Annotated in this window: 21 protein-coding genes and 1 tRNA gene; 15 read left to right on the top strand and 7 right to left on the bottom strand. The window is 31.0% G+C overall.

Translation table 11 applies throughout. The annotated features are described in order from the left end of the window. Positions 1-110 precede the first annotated feature (110 nt). From EHE19_RS18115 to EHE19_RS18085, 7 genes are all read left to right on the top strand, one after another. Positions 111-1,394 (top strand): hypothetical protein, encoded by a 1,284-nt coding sequence (locus tag EHE19_RS18115; RefSeq protein WP_137699264.1) that lies wholly within the window; start codon positions 111-113, stop codon positions 1,392-1,394. 301 nt (positions 1,395-1,695) lie between these two features. Continuing rightward, positions 1,696-2,292: a recombinase family protein gene (locus EHE19_RS18110; RefSeq protein WP_137699263.1), complete on the top strand. Its 597-nt coding sequence runs from the start codon at positions 1,696-1,698 to the stop codon at positions 2,290-2,292. An 87-nt stretch (positions 2,293-2,379) separates the two neighbouring features. Then, complete coding sequence (locus tag EHE19_RS18105; protein ID WP_137699262.1) at positions 2,380-3,627, top strand: RNA-guided endonuclease TnpB family protein; 1,248 nt, start codon at positions 2,380-2,382, stop codon at positions 3,625-3,627. 1,384 nt (positions 3,628-5,011) lie between these two features. After that, the gene (locus tag EHE19_RS18100) at positions 5,012-5,725 is read left to right on the top strand and encodes a hypothetical protein (protein WP_137699261.1); all 714 of its coding nucleotides are present in this window, start codon (positions 5,012-5,014) and stop codon (positions 5,723-5,725) included. 10 nt (positions 5,726-5,735) lie between these two features. Further along, positions 5,736-6,452, top strand: a complete 717-nt coding sequence (locus tag EHE19_RS18095; RefSeq protein ID WP_137699260.1) for a hypothetical protein — start codon at positions 5,736-5,738, stop codon at positions 6,450-6,452. Between the two features lie 935 nt (positions 6,453-7,387). Further along, complete coding sequence (locus EHE19_RS18090) at positions 7,388-7,591, top strand: helix-turn-helix domain-containing protein (RefSeq protein ID WP_190530396.1); 204 nt, start codon at positions 7,388-7,390, stop codon at positions 7,589-7,591. Beyond that, positions 7,588-7,740, top strand: a complete 153-nt coding sequence (locus tag EHE19_RS18085) for a hypothetical protein (protein WP_171003561.1) — start codon at positions 7,588-7,590, stop codon at positions 7,738-7,740. The genes EHE19_RS18090 and EHE19_RS18085 overlap by 4 nt, the downstream gene beginning before the upstream one ends. A 629-nt stretch (positions 7,741-8,369) precedes the next feature. On the opposite strand, the gene EHE19_RS18080 is transcribed toward EHE19_RS18085, so the two are convergent. The 3 genes from EHE19_RS18080 to EHE19_RS18070 form a co-directional block, all read right to left on the bottom strand. Further along, positions 8,370-8,783, bottom strand: coding sequence for a hypothetical protein (locus EHE19_RS18080; protein ID WP_137697487.1), 414 nt, complete (start codon positions 8,781-8,783; stop codon positions 8,370-8,372). Between the two features lie 17 nt (positions 8,784-8,800). Further along, positions 8,801-9,091: a hypothetical protein gene (locus EHE19_RS18075; protein WP_137697486.1), complete on the bottom strand. Its 291-nt coding sequence runs from the start codon at positions 9,089-9,091 to the stop codon at positions 8,801-8,803. Between the two features lie 355 nt (positions 9,092-9,446). Next, positions 9,447-9,746 (bottom strand): hypothetical protein, encoded by a 300-nt coding sequence (locus EHE19_RS18070; protein WP_137697485.1) that lies wholly within the window; start codon positions 9,744-9,746, stop codon positions 9,447-9,449. Positions 9,747-10,224: 478 nt separating this feature from the next. On the opposite strand from EHE19_RS18070, the gene EHE19_RS18065 reads away from it, so the two are divergent. The 3 genes from EHE19_RS18065 (at position 10,225) to EHE19_RS18055 (ending at position 12,201) form a co-directional block, all read left to right on the top strand. Beyond that, positions 10,225-10,710, top strand: coding sequence for a hypothetical protein (locus tag EHE19_RS18065; RefSeq protein ID WP_137697484.1), 486 nt, complete (start codon positions 10,225-10,227; stop codon positions 10,708-10,710). Between the two features lie 26 nt (positions 10,711-10,736). Next, positions 10,737-10,991 (top strand): hypothetical protein, encoded by a 255-nt coding sequence (locus tag EHE19_RS18060; RefSeq protein WP_137697483.1) that lies wholly within the window; start codon positions 10,737-10,739, stop codon positions 10,989-10,991. Positions 10,992-11,277: 286 nt separating this feature from the next. After that, positions 11,278-12,201, top strand: coding sequence for a tyrosine-type recombinase/integrase (locus EHE19_RS18055; RefSeq protein WP_137697482.1), 924 nt, complete (start codon positions 11,278-11,280; stop codon positions 12,199-12,201). 97 nt (positions 12,202-12,298) lie between these two features. Here the strand turns inward: EHE19_RS18055 and EHE19_RS18050 are convergent. The 3 genes from EHE19_RS18050 to EHE19_RS18040 form a co-directional block, all read right to left on the bottom strand. Continuing rightward, positions 12,299-12,420 (bottom strand) — tRNA-Ser (locus EHE19_RS18050). 115 nt (positions 12,421-12,535) lie between these two features. After that, a complete protein-coding gene (locus tag EHE19_RS18045; protein WP_137697481.1) occupies positions 12,536-13,492 on the bottom strand; it encodes a DUF2806 domain-containing protein in 957 nt (318 codons plus the stop codon). Between the two features lie 200 nt (positions 13,493-13,692). Further along, on the bottom strand, positions 13,693-14,340 hold the full coding sequence (locus EHE19_RS18040; RefSeq protein ID WP_137697480.1) for a recombinase family protein: 648 nt from the start codon (positions 14,338-14,340) through the stop codon (positions 13,693-13,695). A gap of 296 nt (positions 14,341-14,636) precedes the next feature. On the opposite strand from EHE19_RS18040, the gene EHE19_RS18035 reads away from it, so the two are divergent. The 3 genes from EHE19_RS18035 to EHE19_RS18025 all read left to right on the top strand — a co-directional run bounded on the left by EHE19_RS18035 (position 14,637) and on the right by EHE19_RS18025 (position 16,564). Further along, on the top strand, positions 14,637-14,786 hold the full coding sequence (locus EHE19_RS18035; RefSeq protein ID WP_171003560.1) for a hypothetical protein: 150 nt from the start codon (positions 14,637-14,639) through the stop codon (positions 14,784-14,786). 285 nt (positions 14,787-15,071) lie between these two features. Further along, the gene (locus EHE19_RS18030; protein WP_137697479.1) at positions 15,072-15,926 is read left to right on the top strand and encodes a hypothetical protein; all 855 of its coding nucleotides are present in this window, start codon (positions 15,072-15,074) and stop codon (positions 15,924-15,926) included. Positions 15,927-15,991: 65 nt separating this feature from the next. Continuing rightward, positions 15,992-16,564 (top strand): hypothetical protein, encoded by a 573-nt coding sequence (locus EHE19_RS18025; protein WP_137697478.1) that lies wholly within the window; start codon positions 15,992-15,994, stop codon positions 16,562-16,564. A gap of 691 nt (positions 16,565-17,255) precedes the next feature. On the opposite strand, the gene EHE19_RS18020 is transcribed toward EHE19_RS18025, so the two are convergent. Further along, positions 17,256-18,230 (bottom strand): tyrosine-type recombinase/integrase, encoded by a 975-nt coding sequence (locus EHE19_RS18020; protein WP_171003559.1) that lies wholly within the window; start codon positions 18,228-18,230, stop codon positions 17,256-17,258. A gap of 234 nt (positions 18,231-18,464) precedes the next feature. Here EHE19_RS18020 and EHE19_RS18015 point away from each other — a divergent pair, with 234 nt between their 5' ends. Continuing rightward, positions 18,465-18,941, top strand: coding sequence for a BRO-N domain-containing protein (locus tag EHE19_RS18015; RefSeq protein WP_137697476.1), 477 nt, complete (start codon positions 18,465-18,467; stop codon positions 18,939-18,941). Between the two features lie 137 nt (positions 18,942-19,078). After that, positions 19,079-19,912 carry a hypothetical protein gene (locus EHE19_RS18010; RefSeq protein ID WP_137697475.1) on the top strand — a complete coding sequence of 278 codons (834 nt, stop codon included), beginning with the start codon at positions 19,079-19,081 and terminating at the stop codon, positions 19,910-19,912. The last annotated feature ends 221 nt before the right edge of the window (positions 19,913-20,133 follow it).

Below are 20,133 nucleotides of genomic sequence, written 5' to 3'. Positions count from 1 at the left end.
CGACATAGCATACGATAACCATATTTATTAATAATTTACACAAATTATTGAACATTCCAAGTAATGGAGATACAATTAAGATAAAAAGTGATAATGAGGAGGAAAGTAAAGTGAAAAAAAGATTGCAAGGGTTCATAGCAGGGATGTTGGTTTGTAGTTTATTTTTAAGTATTCCAGTTTTTGCAGCAGGGGTAAACAGAACAATTAAGGCTGTATTTAATGAAGTCACAGTTAAAATTGACGGCAAAGCTGTAAGTGGAGATAAAATTACATATAATAAGAATGTGTATGTAAATATAAAAAATGTTTCACAAATATTAGGTAAAGACTATAAAGTTGACAAAAATGGAAATATTAGTTTAGTTGACAAAACAAAACCTATTCCTACTCCTGCACCTACTCAACCTTCTTTAAGCTCAAGGAAAAATCCTGCTGGAATTGATGATGCTATTAATATGACTACAACATTTACCAATGGAAATACTTTTGATTCTATTATAACTCTAAAGGGGATAATTCGAGGTAATGATGCATGGAATAAAATATTAGCTGCTAATCAATTTAATGATAAGCCTGAAGATAGTTATGAATATATTTTAGCAAAATTTAGTTTTAAAGTTGATAGAGCCTCCAATGATAATATACAATTTGATTTAAATAGGTATGGATTTAAACTTGTATCAGGAGAGGGAAAAGATTATGATTTTTATTCATGTGTACTTCCAGAGCCAGTATTAGATGCAAAATTATATTCTGGTTCATCAAACGAAGGTTGGGTAGCCTTTAAAGTTAAAACTACGGATTTAAAGCCATTAATAGTTTATGGTAAAGGCAACGATGGAACTGGGGGTATTTGGTTTAAAGGATATGACAATGATATAAGAAAGGAAGCTATTCAAACACCAACACCAAGTACATCAAATGTTCTTAGTTCAGTTTCAGATTTAAAAAATTTCTTAGAAACAAATTATTCTGAATTAAAAACTAATATTGGGACAACTAAATTTACATTTGATATTTATGAGAATGATGCTTCGTATACAGAATGGGATTATTGGATTATGGTCAAATATGACTATAACTATTTTGAGGGAGCAATGACAAGCATTAAATATACAGATGAACAAAAGAATCTACTACGGCAAGAATTACAAAACTTTCAAGAAAAAATGGCAAAGGCAGTTATTTCAGAGATGCCAAATAAGAAATTTTATGGAGGTTATTATGATTCTTGGTATAAATACCCTAACTTAAAAGTAGATTTGCAGACAAGGCGATATTATAGCTGGAAAAATTATGATGATGCTTCTATAACTACTGACATCAATCAAAAATATAATTCGACAAAAGCTTCAACATTTAGATGGTGGAGTATGATAGATGATAAATTATAGAAAGTTTTGTACATTAGTACTTCAATAGGGTACATCCCACTTGATGTGCTTCACTGGGATTATTTTTATTAAATTGTGATACGCGTAACAAAACTGTAAAATAAAACAGTTCATTTTGTTTACAAATTATTAATGCTCTCATATACTCATTTTAAAAGAAAATTAGCAGAAAAATATGGGTTTGAGAGTATTTTTATTAGATAAAGTGTAAAAGAAATTATTTGTACCATTTTGCTTACAAATGGTTATGGTTATAGTAAAATACAAATAAAGTAAATAATTTATGGAAGGGCGAAACATTATGATTTATGGATATGCTAGATGCTCAACAAATGAAACTAAACAAGATATAACAAGGCAAACAAGAGAATTGAAGTCAATGGGAGTAACGGAGAATAATATATATTTTGAATATGAATCTGGAACTAAGGCAGATAGAGAACAATTGAAGAGGTTAATGGATAAGGTTGAATCTGGTGATACTATTGTAGCAACAGAGGTATCAAGAATTACACGTTCAACAAAACAGCTATGTGAAATTATTGAGTTTGCTAAGACTAATAAAATAAAGTTGATATTAGGAAATTTTGTAGTTGATTGTAGCAAGGACTTAGACCCAATGACTGAAGGTATGCTTAAAATGATGGGAGTATTTAGCGAACTTGAAAGAAACATAATAAGTCAAAGAGTTAAAAGTGGTATGGCTAATGCTAAAGCTAAAGGTTCTATTGTAGGTAGACCAAGAACATCTATAAAAGATATTCCAGTGAATGTAATTAAAGCTTATGAACTATTAAAGAATGGTAAGATAAATAAAACTGAATGTGCTAGAATGTGTGATATATCAAGACCAAGTTTAGATAAATATATAAATATTATAAAAGAACAAATTCGCTAAAATTTCATATTTATTCAAAAAAAGAAGGAATTTAAATATATTACAAGAATATGTAACATATAATTATGAAATCATTATGAGGATAATATGATAACTGTAAGAAAACTCAAGATATTAATTGATGGAGAAAGTAGAAATGAAAGCTACAAGTTTATTAGAGACTCAATGTATGCTCAATACCTAGCATTAAATAAAGCTATGAGCTATTTGGGAACAGCTTATTTAAGTAGAGATAAAGAGATTTTCAAAGAAGCTATTAAATCACTTAACAATAGTAATCCTATTTTTGATAATATTAATTTTGGTAAAGGAATTGATACTAAAAGTTCAGTAAATCAAACTGTAAAAAAACATATTCAAGCAGACATTAAAAATGGTCTTGCTAAGGGAGAACGAAGTATAAGAAATTATAAAAGGGATTATCCATTAATGACTCGAGGAAGAGATTTGAAGTTTTTCTATTGTGATACTAATTCAACTAAAGTCAAAGTTAAATGGGTTAACGGGATAATTTTTGATGTAATGTTAGGTAAAGAATATAATAAGAATGATTTAGAATTAAGAAGTTTTTTAAATAGAGTTATAAATAAAGAGTATAAAATATCTCAGAGTTCAATTTGCTTTGATAAACATAATAGACTTATTCTAAACTTATCAGTTAATATTACAGATAACATTCCTAATGAAGTTGTTAAAGGAAGAATTGTTGGGGTAGATTTAGGAATGAAAATTCCTGCATATGTAACTTTAAATGATTCAGAATATATAGGAAAACCCATTGGTGATATAAATGATTTTTTAAAGGTACGAAAACAATTTAAGGAAAGAAAGGAAAGGCTCCAAAAGCAGTTAGCAATCAATAAGGGTGGAAGAGGTATAACTAATAAAATGCAACTAATGGATGCATTTACTAATAAAGAAAAGAATTTTGCTAATACATACAATCATGGAGTTAGTAAAGCAATAATCAACTTTGCAAAGAAATATAAAGCAGAACAAATTAATGTAGAATTTTTAGCACTTGCTGGTAGTGAAAAAGAGATTTTGTCTAGTACAATAAGATATTGGAGTTATTATCAGCTTCAGCAAATGATTGAATATAAAGCAAATAGGGAAGGGATTGCTGTAAAATATGTTGACCCATATTTAACATCACAGACTTGCTGTAAATGTGGCAATTATGAGGTTGGACAGAGAATTAACCAAGAGTTATTTGAATGTAAGCTTTGTGGCAATAAAATGAATGCAGATAGAAATGCATCATTCAATATTGCAAGGTCTACAAAGTACATAAGTTCAAAAGAGGAGAGTGATTTTTATAAACAATTAAAATAAAAGATAGTTTTGTACATAGATGAATATTTTACGGTTGATTTAGCAACCGAAGTCTGAGGGCATGTAGAAAAAAGTATAGGTATATACCAACATACTTGCATTGCCACTCGGAAAGGGTTAACCTTGGTCATTGTGTTACCGACCAAGCATTCCAACATTAATTATTCTGTCGACCATGAATAAAATAAAAAAGCCAGTATATCGACAGAACTCACAACATGCAATAGTACTGATTTTATTAATATTATGCTTATAATTTATTGTTTTAGTATAATATGCTGATTGTATCGACAATATCAACTTCTTAAATGGTTATTATTGGTGGTATTTGAGCTAAAGGGGTTAAAAGCTAACTATAGTGGAATGTAAATGGCTTTAATGAAAATACTAAATCATAAAATGCAGGAGTTAAAAGCTAACTATAGTGGAATGTAAATGGCTTTAATGAAAATACTAAATCATAAAATGCAGGAGTTAAAAGCTAACTATAGTGGAATGTAAATAAGCTGAACGTAAAGAACGAAGTGAAATAGTATTAACTATAGTGGAATGTAAATATTAATTGTGGAAGTGCAGATACTAAAAAAGGTAAAGTTAAAAGCTAACTATAGTGGAATGTAAATTCGTACATCATACAGTCGCACATGTTTGATTGCTGGTTAAAAGCTAACTATAGCGGAATGTAATTACTAATCACAATATCAGGATAATATATATTAGAATATGTGAAATTTTGAGAACATAGATTGGATAAATTAATTAAGACTGTTTAAAATAGAATATACATTAATTTGCTGTAATCTCAGAAATTATACTATGAGTTGGGATTTAAGATATATATGCATGGGGGTATTTACTTCAGAAAAAAAAAGAATAACCGTTTTATATTGGGTGGGGGTAGTCAACAATTACCCTTCGGAACGGTTATTCTTCGTATGAGACTTTCTAAAATATTTATTTATCTAAACTTTAGCTGGCTTGAATGATGGGTTAACATATTACTTAAGGAGTAAGTTAAATAACATTCGGCGGTCTGAAAATCCCTGTTCATAGAAGAATTTTGATATAAAGCTAAGTAACTAATATACATTATGGGAGATTTTTGCAAGGTGTTAGTACTCAACATTTATCAATTCTTGACTGTTTTTTCTATATTTGCTTGTTATATACAGTATCAGAATGAATAGGTCTAATAAAATGCACCTTTAATATGGCTTATTATTTATTCTGCATCATTCGACATAAGAGTGTTGTTATCTTTATAATTCAACAGGTCATTTCGACATGTAAATTTATCTATTTATGTTAGTATTTTACAAGTAAATAAAACACATATAGGTATTTCTAACATTTTTACAATACTAATCATAGGGGGTAAAAAGAAATGAAACAAATTATTAATTTGTTGATTCTGCTTTCTGTATTTAGTTTAACATTAAGCGGATGCGGTAGTACTGCCAAACAACAAGCAGTTACTAATACAACGCAACAAGTTCAGAAAGTAGTTAAAGATACACCACATCAAGTAGGGCAAAAGGGAACAATGTCAACAAGTGTAAATGGTTTCTTTTTTGATAAATCATTTGAAAAAGCAGATATTGTTGCAGAAGTGACCATTCAAGAATGGTTGGGTGAAATAGATAGTGAGGATATATTAGAAACAACAATATTTAGGGTATCACTGGAAAAAATCTTTAAAAACAACGTAGACAAAAACCTTAAAGAAGTAAACCTATTTCAAACCGGTAATTCAAAACGCACCGTTGAGAATAGTCCATTATTTAAAAATGGTGACAGATTATTATTATACCTTAAAAAGACAGAACTGGAAGGATATAAAAATACATACTATATACTAGGGGAACAAACTGGCATATTCAGAATTGTAAATACAGATAAACAGGATTATGTTATTAAACAGGTTGGCGATTGCCCTCAGTTATCAGATGCAAAGGTAACGGGGAATACTGATAGAATTAAAAATACTCTTACTAAGAGTTATTCTGTAGAATTTTCAAATCTGGATAAGATTGGTATGCCAGAGACATATAATTTAGCCACAGTGGAAAAATTAATTAATGAACAAAAAGATAAGTGAGGATACTTTTATGATAAATAGAATACAAAAGCTAATAATGTTAGTTATAGTGTTTACCTTAATTGCTACTCAAATTGCATCAGCTCATTCAACCCTCCAAGGAGGAACAATTAATTGGGGTGAATACAGTGGATGGAGTATACATGAGGGTATTCATACGAATTCAACGACTATTACATATAAGTTTTATGATGGTGATAGGAATTTAACAGACACTATAAAATCTTTAGTAAGAAATGGAGCTAGTAAATGGAGTAGTTATGGAACAATCAGTGAGAGTTCTTCTGGTACAGGTAAAATACAAACTTTCATTTCTTCAAATGATACTGTTGCAGAATTTTATGACACTGCTACTGATTTTAATGGTCACTTAACCTACTGGACGATAAGGTTTGCTCGTAATAAAAATATAACTTCTGTAACCGCTGCACATGAATTTGGTCATGTATATGGTTTAAAAGATTTGACAGATTTCTCTAATTTAGACAAACTAATGATAACATATGAAGAACGTACAGCAACAGCACCTACTACACAAGATATTAAGGGATTTAGGGTAATTATGGGGCAACATGTTTATCATAATTCTTGGTCATATAAAGCCGTACCTGGTTATCCTGCAAGTGTTTCAGTACACTTGAGATATTGCCAAGTATGTAGCGGATATTTCATAGAAAGTTGTTCACCTTCTTCAGGCATGTGTAGTGCATGTCAGATTAGACATTAATCTTATACTATAACTAAAAGAAGAAGCAGGAATTATATTAATTGTTATACGATTCTTGCTTCTTTTTTTGTGTAATAAATTACTCATATACAGAACATAGTGAGTTAACTGAAATAGTTTATGTAGAAGGTAAGTATAGTAAGCTTACAAGCAAACCATTTGGAACGCCTGCTCGTTTGTGTGCCTAGCAGTTATAAAAATATCTAATTCACCTATAGAACAGCATTCATTTAACTTATTTTGATGTTAAGCAACGGTAATTTGTACGTATGACTGATTATAATTTTTATCTCCAACCTTTTACAAGATAGATACATAATGAATCAGAATTCATCGTTATAGCTGATTTTTTTTCACTATCATATAAAAGGAATCTTAGTATACCTTGACTACATCAATATTGTTATAATTTATACCACATGATATTGAATTGCTTTAGTATATGTCTATCCTATCATTACCCTTCTTCTCATATGAATTAATGTAATTATGTAAGAGTACTTATATAGGATGCTATATATTACACTATATATAATATTCCCCCAACCGACCAAAACATATTAATCCGAAGGAATTAGAAAATTAGCCCCAATTTTTAAATTTTTAATATTCTCCGAACCCCGTGTGACTGCAAATAAAAAAATTTATAAACCGATAGCCAAGAATATTATTAGTCGAAGATTGTGAACACTGTGTTCATGTTCTAGTGAAGAATTGCCGAAGAAATTAAGTATAGTAAAATATTTCCATAAAAATATTATCTCCTATTTGTCTTCTTAAAAAATTATATTCATATCTAGGGGTTGCAAAAGTTGCCCCTCAACCATGATTGTTTTGAAAAGGTTAATTATAAGGCAACGGCAGTATCCCAAAAAGGTACTGCTTTTTATTTTAGCCTTAAGTTAATCAAAATTAACAAAGAAAGGATGATTTCTATGAATGAGATTTTGAGAAGGCAAGTGAATGAATTTATTAAAGAAAATGGGGTGATAGCCAAGCATATTGCAAAGAAAATTAATATTAGTCCTGCTATGCTTTGCTACTTCCGACATGGGAAAAAGGGTCTAGGCAGTGAGAACGCCAAGAAACTGCAAGAGTTTTTAACAAAGTACTCAATGAGTGGAGGTGGTATATTATGACATATACAAAACCTACTTGTAGATGCGGATGTGAACTTTTTCTTTCTAATATTATAACATGTAACCGAACAATTAATGATGAGGGGTATGTTTCTGTTATGTCTTGCCTTGATGCAATTCATAGAATTACAGGTACTTTAACTTGCTGAGGATAGAACTTACTTAAACTCTTGAAGCAATTCTCATAAAAAATGATTGTGTCCTTTGCCAAGTTCGTTACATTGCAGTACTTAATGAACTCTTGGAATGCTTCCTCTAGGGTCTTGTTTTCTTGTTGCTGTTGCATGTTAATTCTCATTTATACGCACCATCCTTAATATATTTATGTTGGATTCAATGCGTGTGAAGCCTTAAAAGATAGCACACGATTCGTGAAAATTCATTCAAAAATCGTGTGTACTGATGATGCGTGTCAAATAAAAAATCAAGCACCTTGAAAAACGCAAAAGTGGCTCTCAGAATGAAATCCTGAAAGCCATTGTTTTGGCGGAGAGAGAGGGATTCGAACCCTCGGATAGTTTCACCCATCACACGATTTCCAGAGTTACGCTTCATTTATTATTTAAGATTATTTAGCTATATCTTTTATTATTCAAACCCTTTATTTAAGCCTCGTATGAGGCTTTTGTTTATGTATTTGTTTACAAACACTTATGTCATAATGGTTAGAAAATTTCAAAAAGTGTTAGAAGATTTGTTAGAAGAAATAATCGCTAATAATTACTGTTAACTAAATCAAATTATATATAAATTATTTATATCATTACAGTTAACCTCTTTAGAATGGTAGCATACTATCTATTCGAACGCTTTCTTTTTCGCCAGTGGTTAAATCCCTCATTACATATTGAGCTGTGGCTAAAACAATTTCTTTGTATGATTCAAAAGCTGTTTGGCTAATTTCAATTCCGTCATGCATATTGTTCATAATTGCCATAACGTGCTTCAAGAACAAAAATGGGTTGGTGAATTCTGATAGCTCTTTCCATCCATCCGAACCACTACCAGTTACCCTATGCTTTTGGAGAATGTCGTCACAGTTACCTTTACAGCAAGTATATATATCAGATATTTTATTATTTTGCATATCTTGTACAAGAACAACTATACTCATGCCAATATTTTCAAAAAGGTTTTTGCCACAATGGGCACATTTCAAAATTAAATCTTCGCTATATAATTTAGCTGGCATACAATCACTAACCCTTCTTAATAGATTAAATACTCTTCTGCTCCACACGCTTTACATTTTCTTCTGATTTTATTGCTCCATTTTTCTTTTACATATTTAACCATGTTTTCATTGCATTCTGAACATACTCCATATTTGTTCTGACCGATACAGTAAACCATATATGTATCTTGTGGGAACTCGTAATCATGGGTAGACTTTTTATAAGTATCTATAAATTGACACAATCCACTTTCTAATAATTGATTTGCTTCATTATCATCTGCTTCAATTATTCTGATTATTGGATATTCTATATTGCCGTTCATAAATATTAGCACCTCCTCTCATATTTAGTAATATTCTCCACTATAATTCAAAAACCTTTTTTAGATTATATAAAATCGCTTATATAGTTCTGCTTTTTAATTTGAAATAAATTTGTAATTATTACTAAGAATAAATAAAATACACACATAGAGAATACTTTAAATCACATCTATACACATTTCAATGTTATCAAACGAACGAATGTTCTGCGTTTTGTATAAACTGAAACTATTGATGTTACTGCATTGTAGAGGTACTAAAATAGCTAAATTTTTTAGATATGCCTTAAATCTTTGATATTTAAGCATTTAGTCGATATATTATACGAAACCAATTCTAGATGATATTGCCAGACTATTTATGTAATAAATTAAAAACCATACGGCAGTCTGAAAATCCCTGTTCATAGAAGAATTTTTGATATACAGCTAAGTAGCTCCCATGCAAGCAATCAAGCCTGTCAATTAAATCTAATGATTCAGAGGGCAACGCTTCCTTTATCTGATTGAAAATATCATTGTATAGATAACAGAACTCTGAATACTCAGCCGAGTTGCTATATTCATTGCTAAGTTCTTCAATCCTGTTATCCATACAGGATGAAATAAAGCTTTCAAATTTACTGCCACTATTTGTGTTAGAACTAAAAGACATATATGATTCCCTCCAAAGTTAAATTGGAGGGAAAATTAAAAAGTACGCATAAGGTATTGACCCTACACGCACTTATAATTGCAAAAATAAACAAAACCAAGTATAATAATAACTGGTTGCTGTGTGGATGAAAGTCCAACGTGTGGGTGGTAACGCACCTGCATGAGTTTCTAAGTGTACCACCACTTAGAAATCACGGCAACTATTTAATTTTCCCTACAAAGATTATATCATTATGGGATAATTTTGCAAGATATTTGTACTTAATATTTATCATATCTCGACTATTTTTCCTATATTATACATTAACCACTTTGTCTAATGCAATTTTAGTTATTCTTTTTTCCCTTGTCCTTACAACAACTTACGTAAGGTAACTTTTGCCTTTGTAACAGATACTTGCAATTATTTCAGTAAATTGGTAATATATATAAATATGTAGCAATATACAAATTTTACAAAAATAAAGGAGAATATAATGAAAAATTTAAGCATCAAATTAAAAAGAGGTATTAGCACATTTCTATGTGCGTCCATGCTTTTCCTTTGTTCCATAAGCGGTGTAAATGCACAAGCGACAGATACAAAAGCAACTCAGGATACCAGTAGTAAATCTATTTCGCTTCAATCATTGTCGGAAGAAACAATCGCTATGGTAGATGAGTATGTTAATGTGGACAATGGCCAATATGTCTTGAAATTACCAGATAGTGTTAGTGAAAAACTTACTCCTGCTGAATTAGAATTAGTAAAAGAATCAATAAACAAAGCCAATGATTTTATTGTACTAAACAAAAATAAGGTTGTATATAATGAAGATGAAAAGGAATATGCTGTGACTGTTTCAGATTCTGAATTAAAAAACAATTCTTCTGAATCAGCTAATCAGCAAAAAATAGAATATCAACTAATAGTGTTTCAAATGGGACTATTCTCACCACTGGCGGAGAAACCAAAGTATTAACTCATTGGTGGGGGTTAAGCATTTTTTTGAGTTCAAGTATGGTGAGGTCTTTAGCTTTAGGTGAAGTAGCTGGAATTGCTGCATTAATTGCTTTAATTCCTGGAGCAGGATGGTCTGTTGGTGCTGCTATCGCGGGAACAATTGCAGGAGATTGGGCTGCAGGTCAAACATATCCTCCTTGTGTTATTCAGATGCAGTGGAGTGCAATAGCTGGTGTTAAACCTGGAGTTAATTTCTATACACTACCTCAAATAGTAGGCTTTGATTATAGTGATTTTTAATTGATAGATAGGAAAGGTAAGGGACTTTAAAATGAAAGCATTTTTGAAATTTATATCTACTGCAATCTATTTTTTTATAATAATTATAGCTATGAATGAATTTTTTAGTCATCAAAAAATCATATATTACATAATTACCATTCCATTATTAGCAGTGGGTGCACTTGCTATTGATTTTATAATTAAGAAATTTTTTAAAAATAGTAAATAAGAAGAAAAATTCTTCAGAACCTATGATAAACGGATATATGTATATTGCTAACATTGTTGAATTATCTCAGATTTTATGATAGAATGGCTTGAAAACATCATAAAAAGCCATATAGAACAGACTACATGGGAAGGGTATACAACTAATATAAGAGTTCACATAGAACCGTATTTCAAGGCAAAAAGACTCAAATTAAGCGAAATAACTGCAATAGATTTACAAGAGTATTTCAACAAGAAGCTAAAAGAAGGATTGTCAGCATGTTATCTAAAAAAACATCATGCTAATATCAAAAAAGCTCTTGATTATGCAACAAAATTGGGATTGATAAATATTAATCCTATTCAAAATGTTACAATGCCAAAGATTAAAAAGCATGATGCAAAGTATTATACCGTTGAGCAACTAGAACAATTATTAACAGTGACTAAAGGTTCTAACATTGAATCAGCTGTATTTCTATCAGTACACTATGGTTTTAGACGTGGAGAGGCATTAGGGCTAAGATGGGGCGATATTGATTTTAAAGAGGGTACATTAAAGGTAAGCAATACTAGAACAAGGGTTGCAAAGAATATTGAAAAGAAACCTAAGTCTGAAAGTAGTATTAGAACATTACCTTTGATTCCTAGAGTAGTTAAGTATTTAAAGGCATTAAAAGAACAACAGGAAGAGGATAAAAACACTTTTGGGAATTGCTATAATGATAATGATTATGTATGCAGATATTCTGATGGTACACCTGTAAATGTTAATACTTTAAATCATGTCTTTAAACGTACTCTTGAAGAAAATAATATGCTTCATATAAGATTTCATGATTTACGTCACAGCACAGCAAGTTATTTAATAAAAAATGGTCTAAGCCTAAAAGAAATTCAAGTATGGTTAGGACATAGTGATATTTCAATTACTGCTAATATTTATACTCATGTTGATACAGAAATGAAAAAGAATACTGCAAGTAAAATCAATGAATTATTTTCAACTGCATCATAGAATTTGTTAGAAATAAACATAGTGTTAGAAGAATGTTAGAAAATAACCGCTAAACGCAAAAGTGGCTCTCAGAATAAAATCCTGAAAGCCATTGTTTTGGCGGAGAGAGAGGGATTCGAACCCTCGGAACGCTATTAACGTTCACACGATTTCCAGTCGGTAATGTGACTAGACCACTCTCAAACCATATTAAAATCAACATATTCAGACTATCTATCCTTAAATTCAGCACACGATTGAATCCTTACTATAATAAAGATAACCAATCAAAGAGGTTATTGTCAAGTAGGTCTAAGAGTGATACAAGTTACGAACTCAATAAATGATTCTAGCTTTAGCATATTTCATGTATAGAATCGCTTTGACAGCTTAGTTCGGTAACATCAATTAATTCAAATTTTAATTTTTTGTTCTGTCTTAAAAACTCAAGTAAAGCAACTATGTCATCGTTCTTGTATTCTACATTAGTAATATTAAAAATTTGATTACCGATTTTTGTTAATTTAATACATGGCATATTAATGTCTGCTTCTGTTTCGTTAGTTATCATAATTAGATTGTTAGTATTTCCCACTTTAAAATATGTGCCTTGCTTTTTTGATATGGTATACACTAAATCACTCTTACAAAGATTTAATTCATCTAAGATTAATGCATCTGAAAAAGATATACCCATACTTTCTAGAGAATTTATGTATCCGAAAATATAATTATTACCATAAAAATCTTGAAGGCAACACTTATATATGTTTTGTATTTTTTCAGCTTCATCTTGTGAGATGTTTTTTAATAAATCTAGAGTTCGTAGAGAGAATGAGTTAGGGTGTTCTATTTCACCAGCTAAAATTTGTGCCCAAAGATTTTTTAACTCCGCATTAGAGATATCTTGTGCAATTGATATGAAACGGGTAGTCCAATCTTTGCTAACAGGTTCTTCAGATACTTGTTCTTTAGTTTCTAAAATAGCAGCAGTTTCAGAGATAATGTCTTTAAGATTGAATTGTCTGTCAATTTCTTGATTTACTAAACGTGAAATTATAGTTTCCTCAATACAATCATTCTTGACAGTAATAGAGAAATTAGGGGTATTGTATGTTACTTCACCTAGTGTCTCATTTAGTGTTTTACTAATAGTTTGTATAGCCTCAGCGTCTGCTTTAGCATTTCGTTTTGTTTGCCAAGGTTTTGCTAATTGTCCTATTCCAGAACCTATAGTTTCGATTAATTTTGTGATAGGGCTACTAAGTCCAGCAACATCAGAAATTAATGATGATTTTTTTTCTTCTACCATAATAATACCTCCCAAATTTAATACATTTAACTAATATTCTCCAAAAGAACTATAAATCCTTGCGGTACATTAAATAAAATGTATTAAACAGTAAAATATTCATATTTATGATTTTTATACAATAATAAACTTGCTTTGTAAACCTCTATGCCAAATTACTTAGAGGAATCAAATTGTACTCAATCACTTATCAGCCTTCCTTATTCCTGCTTTTGTTTTACTTCATATTGTTTCTTGTATCTATAGAAAGTTGGCTTAGTCATTCCGAGTTTCTTCATACATTCAAATGGTTTCATTTCACCATCCACAACCTTCTTATATTCATTCTCAAATACCCTATAATCAATTGCTTTAGGTCTGCCATAATCTTGCCAATCTCCACGTACTTTTTTTGCTTGGATGCCTTCTTTTTGTCGCTTCTCACGTTTCTGCATCTCAGCATGTGCAAATGTAGCATACATTTCAACAAGCATATTGTTTATAGTTTCCATTATCATAGTTGCCATAGTATTATCCATCTTGGAGTATTCAACCAATGTTGTTGGTATCTCTAATATCATTACTCTTACACCTAATGACTTGTAATGTTGAAGTTCCTTTAATGTATCCTCTTTGTTCCTGCCAAGCCTATCAAGTTCAGAGAGAATAATAACATCACCTTTGTTCTTTGCAATCCTTTTCATTGCTTGGTAATCTGGTCTATTAAAGTTCTTTCCTGTCTGTTGGTCTGTAAACATTTCAGTTAGTGTTATGTTATTAGCTTTGCAATAATCATTTATTGCTGTGATACCTCTATCAAGATGTTGGTCTGTTGTCGACGTTCTGTGATAACCATATACATTAGACATTCGCATTACCTCCAATTAATTACTATAGCAATAGTATAGCCATAAAGTCTCAAAATGTAAACACTTTTTGCGAGACTTATTAAAATGCTTAATGTATACATTTTGATACTATAATTTAAAGCAATTATCATAGTCTTGGAAAGTATACTTTTTGATACTCTAACGGTTTATGTTAAACATAGGTCTTCAATGAAATATAGACATCTTAAACAAGAAGGAGTAGCAAAAGATGTAGCAGAGTAAATTGATTATGACGGAATAAGCATAAACTCAATGATTCAATTAATAGATGATTTATGAAGCAGAGCAGAAAACTAATTGCAAAGCAGTTTAAGAAAATGGTCAAAGAAGCTACTCTACTCCTATCAAGAATCAAGGAGTATGAAGGAAATTTTACTGCTTGCAATGTAATAGTAGACATAATGAACACTATGTACCAAGTTTGATGTTTTAAAGTGTCTATGAAGCTATGGGAGAGGGGGCTAGTTTACTACATGAAGAAAGTAAATGAGTATTCTATTTGGCTGGGGGTGGTTATCAATTATCCCTATGAACAATTGTTATCCGTATTTAGCAGGATTTACTGTACTTATTACTTTTGATACTGCTAAAATGTAACATATTAATACCGTTTTATGTATTGTATGTTAATATTTGACGATTAAGTATAGTTATGTTACTATAATGTCCATGTGCGTAACATAAAATAAATTATAAACGGAGGAACACTAATGAAATTTAAAAAACTGATAGGTATATTTTTGGTTTTAATGATGATAATTTCATCATCTACCGCTATATTTGCATCATCTGATACTGTGACTTCAAAAGAAGGTAATATAATTGTTCAAAAAGTACAAGTATATCCAGAGAATAATAATGCAAGAAGTGCTTCAGTATCAGCACCAAGTTATATTATTTATACTTTATTTGCTGACCCAGACGATTTAAGAACAATTAAGCTAACTGTTGAATTAGAAGATTGTATAACTCCTGTTACTTCATTTAATGGATTAATCACTATAGCTAATAGTAATGGAACCCAGACCAGTACAACAAGTGTATCTGGTAGTATGTTCTATTCAAAGACATGGACAATAACTAAGCCTATTACTTCTACTATAGAGGAAACTATAAATTTTGGAGGCGGTTCAGTAACACAAGCATTGAAGGATTATATTAATCCAAATTTGCAAGTAAAGAGAACTAATCAAGTAGGTGGCTCTTACAATTCCATTGTTGGTGCTATGGGTGGAGAAAGACATCATTTGATTGCACAGGAAAATATCTCTGCGACAACTATTAATAAGTATGATTCTAACAAGAAAGTAATTGGTACTGTTACTGCTGGTACTGCTCCTTGTATTCTATTGACATCTGCTGACCATCAGAAAACAGCAAGTTATGGTAATTCTGCTAGTGCTATTGCCTATCGTGCTAGCCAATTAGCTCTTGTAAGACAGGGTAAATACTTACAGGCAATGGAAAATGACATGCTCGACTTGCGTAGGTCTGTTGGTAGAAAGTATGACAATGCATACATACAAGCAATGCAATATGCTAGAAGCCTAGGATGGTATCAATAAAAGGGTTGCTTTTGCAGAATTAATTGATTATAATGCTTGTGTAGTATTTGAAAAGAGGTAAATATATGGAATTTAGATTATCTATCTATGAAGGTACAGACACTATAAAGTTTGGCATGACAAGTGAAGAGATACAAGCTTTGGTTGGCATTAAACCTACTCTATTTAAGAAATCAGTTTCAGACCTATATGATACAGAAGATTATCAAGGTATGTTTCATGTCTACTATGAGATGAAGAATAATCAATTAGTATGCGCTGAGATAGAGTTCTTTAAACCTTCAAAGGTGTTTCTTGATGGTGTGCAACTACTAGGAAAGCCAAAGGTTGAGATGGAAGATTTATTTAAAGGTAAATTTGAAGATTATTCAAGTGAGTATACTAGGTCAATGGAGTACTGTATTGGGTTCTATGCACCAAAGGTGAAAACAGAAACAGTTGCTATAGCAAGGAAAGGGTTCTACAAGGAACAGGAAGAGTATTATAAGAATACACATGATGAACAATACATTAGCAACTCACCAAAAAGGTATTACTGCATAGGGTGTAAATACGTTGCTACTTCTGAAACACCTTTAGTTGAATGTCCGAACTGCCACATATTTATGATACCTATGTTACCAGATGAACAGATATGACTTCACATAGGCATCTTAACATTAGTTGTTTGATATAACATATGTGTATAATTATAGCTTGCTAAACTATGTCATAACTGACTCACATAAAAAAGAGAACCTTTGGAAGGACTCGACAAACTTCCAAAGGGTTCTCTTTATATATACCTCCCAGTAATGCACCTTCTTTTACTTCTGTGAGGCAATATAAGGATTTTCTAGTACAAGTCTTTGTAACTTTAACTCTACCTTTTCCTAACCTCTTAATCTCTTGCAACACCGAATGCATCTTTCCTTTTTACTGGACAGCTTTCAAAATTTATAGACATATGTTTTCTTGAATCAATTGCAATCAGTATAAACATGCTTATATATCATTACATAAGGGGTTTGGGCTTTTCTTCTTGTAGCATAGCAACTAGAAAACTCATGCATTTATTTACTGGGTATTAGTTAATTTACTAGGCTTACAAGCAAGCATGTCGAAAGTTTGTTCTGTAAATCACTTCAGATTGTAAATATTAGAGAATACCTAAGGGTACTATATTACAACACAAACACTTTTGGTGGGGAAGATTATTCTCATCCTAGTAGAGTAAGAAAAGTGTACATATGCCATTTGTATTGGAGAGGGTAGGTAACAATTATACCTTGCTAGATTTTCCATCGTATGTACTAGCATTGCGTGGAACTCAACTTATGAACACTATGTTCATGTTTGTTTTTTTGAATGATTTAAATTATCGCCAAGAAACATATCTGCTGGTGAATTACTGATAACTCTGTTTGTCTGGAAGTATCTCTGAGTTGTTGATATGCTAGTATGTCCTACCATATCAGCTATGTCCTGTATATCTAAACCTAGTTCTCTACTTCTAGTTATAAAGGTATTTCTTAGACAGTTAGGGCTAATACTTGATGCATCAATTCCAGCCTTATCAGCTATAGACTTAATAACACGATATATAGTGCTTTCTGTGAGTATATCATTAGTGTGTATAAAGTTATTATGGGCATGATTAGCAAGCAAATATACATTCTTATGAGTATAATCAAGACCTCTCATTGCTATATATTTGTCTATCATTACTTTTAAACTATCAGATACAACTACATACCTACTCTTTCTACCCTTAGTTCCTTGTGTGAGTTCTATAACATCCTTGCAATCTTGGATTTTGATATCACCAATTCTTATATGAGTGAGTTCTGCTCTACGCATACCAGTAGTAGCCAAAGCAAGAACTATTATAGTGTTTCTTAGCTGTAGAATAGCATCATCATTCTCTATTGCTTTGAGAAGTCTCTTTACTTCATCTACTGTTAAGCATCTAGTGTTACTATATCTCTTATCTTGATACATTCTTACAGTTCCTTCTTCACTTAAGAAGGGGTTATATTCCATTATACCAACATCTCTCCTGCAAAGGTATCTATAGAAGTTAGATAATGCTGTCAACTTTCTATTTATAGTTGATGTAGATTTCCCTTCATCTTCTAGTCTTTGTTTAAATTCCTGTGATGTAGTTAGATTGACATTTCTTATCTGTTCTATTGTGATTGAAGTCAAATCTACAACTCCAAAGAAATCTTTTATATCTTTCATATAAGCACGTTTTGTACTTTCTGAGAGCGTTTTAGTGTAATTATCATCTTGTAGTTTATAATTATTCCCAGAATTTAACATGTTATGTGTCCTCCAATATATTGTGAACATATTGCTATTATATATCGTGAAGTATATTCTTGCAAAGTCAGTTGAAAATTTTTTTACATAGAGCCACAAGGGTTTCATTAGAATATCAAAAAAATTTTAATTTTAGGGCAAAAATCTTGTAGTCATAACTATTAATGTATATGAAGTGATTTGAGAAGTAAATAACACCAAAGTCATATTATTATAACAAAGGAGAGATAGTATATGAGTTCAAATTTAAGTTTAGGGAGAGGCAATCAGCCCTCTGTCATTCATCAAGTATTTAATTTTGAAGGTTCAAGTATAAAGGGGGTTATGATTGATGGAGAACCTTGGTTTGTAGCAAGAGATGTAGCAGAGGCACTAGGATATGAAACTTTGCAAAGAATGTATGGCAATGTTGAAAGAGAAGATAAGAAAGAAATAAACCCTCAAAGCCTAGAGTATCAAGGATTGTGCAAGAATAGTACTACATTTAGACTTATGATAATCAATGAAAGTGGTTTATATGATGCGATATTTGGAAGCATATTGCCAAGTGCTAAGAGGTTTAAAAAGTGGGTTACATCTGAAGTACTCCCACAGATTAGAAAGACAGGTTCTTATATTGGGTATCAAGCACCAAGAACTTTTAAAGAAGCTTTAATACTTGCATTACAACAGCAAGAACAGATTGAACAGCTAGAAGCTGAGAAAAGTTGATGCTACAGATATTTAACTTGATTACAGATACCAATACATTTGGTATCGGGTAGGTTTATAATACATAAAAAGTATACAAATCGTTATACGGCAATTTAAAGCCAAACAGAGGGATAAGTGATAAAGGAGGAATAAAAATGAGTAAAGAAAAGTACAAACCTTGGGATGATTTCAGAAAAAAGTATGGACATTTTATGTATAAGAGTGGGTATGAATCTGATGAAATAGCGATTATAAACGATGTATTTAAAAAATTAAATGAACAACCCATTGCAGGTGTACATAAGGCAATGGCATACTGTACCTATGTGACATTAAGGCTTTGCAGTAGAAGAATGTATATCTTATCAAATGCTGATATAAAGCAATTATGGGGGTATAGTAAGGATACTAAGGAAATTAATTCAGCGTTTCGGGCTTTAGACTCTATGGGCTTTACAAAGACAGTAAAGAAGGGATATAAGCAGATTGAGTATGGAGATAACCCAAAAGGAAACTTTTATAGGATAGACAGCCAAATTATGTTTGGGTTTATATTCAAAAATAAAGTATTAGGTGCAGTAGCATTCTACATATACTCATACATTGTTTTAGCAGTACAACTAAATAGAGGCAATCCACAAAAGATATCCATATCATATTTTTCTAAAGGATTAGGACTTGACGAAGGTACAATAAAGAAATATCTGAAGTTATTGCAGGAGTACGGGTTTATTGTTATAACAAGTGGTACAAGTGTAAAACTGAAAGATGAGTTTGAAGATTTTATTGGATATGACATGAATACCTATGAGGTGCTAAAAGAGCTCAGTTCTAAAGTTATGTTTGATGAAAATATAAGCGTTAATACTGCGAATTTAAAGGCTACTGATGCAACACATGTAGAACCTACTTCCTTTGATTATAATAAATCAAATAGATATATATTAGACATGGGAGATTACGTTTTTAAGGAAAGCAATGGATGGTAAGGAATTTCATATATAAGGTAAGGCAATTCACTATAATATAATATTAATATATATGTATAAAATTTCTTTAAAATCTTTTATTTTTATATAAGTGAAATTCCTTACCTAACTTGAGAAAAGCCTTACCATTAAGAGGAATATCTTATGGTAATAGTAACAAATAATATTTGATATAAATGATATTCTTATCTATAAACAACTACACACTATATTTACCAAGG

The organism is Ruminiclostridium herbifermentans, from assembly GCF_005473905.2.
In the GTDB taxonomy this organism is placed as follows: domain Bacteria; phylum Bacillota; class Clostridia; order Acetivibrionales; family DSM-1351; genus Ruminiclostridium; species Ruminiclostridium herbifermentans.
This window is presented reverse-complemented; position numbering and strand designations above follow the sequence as displayed.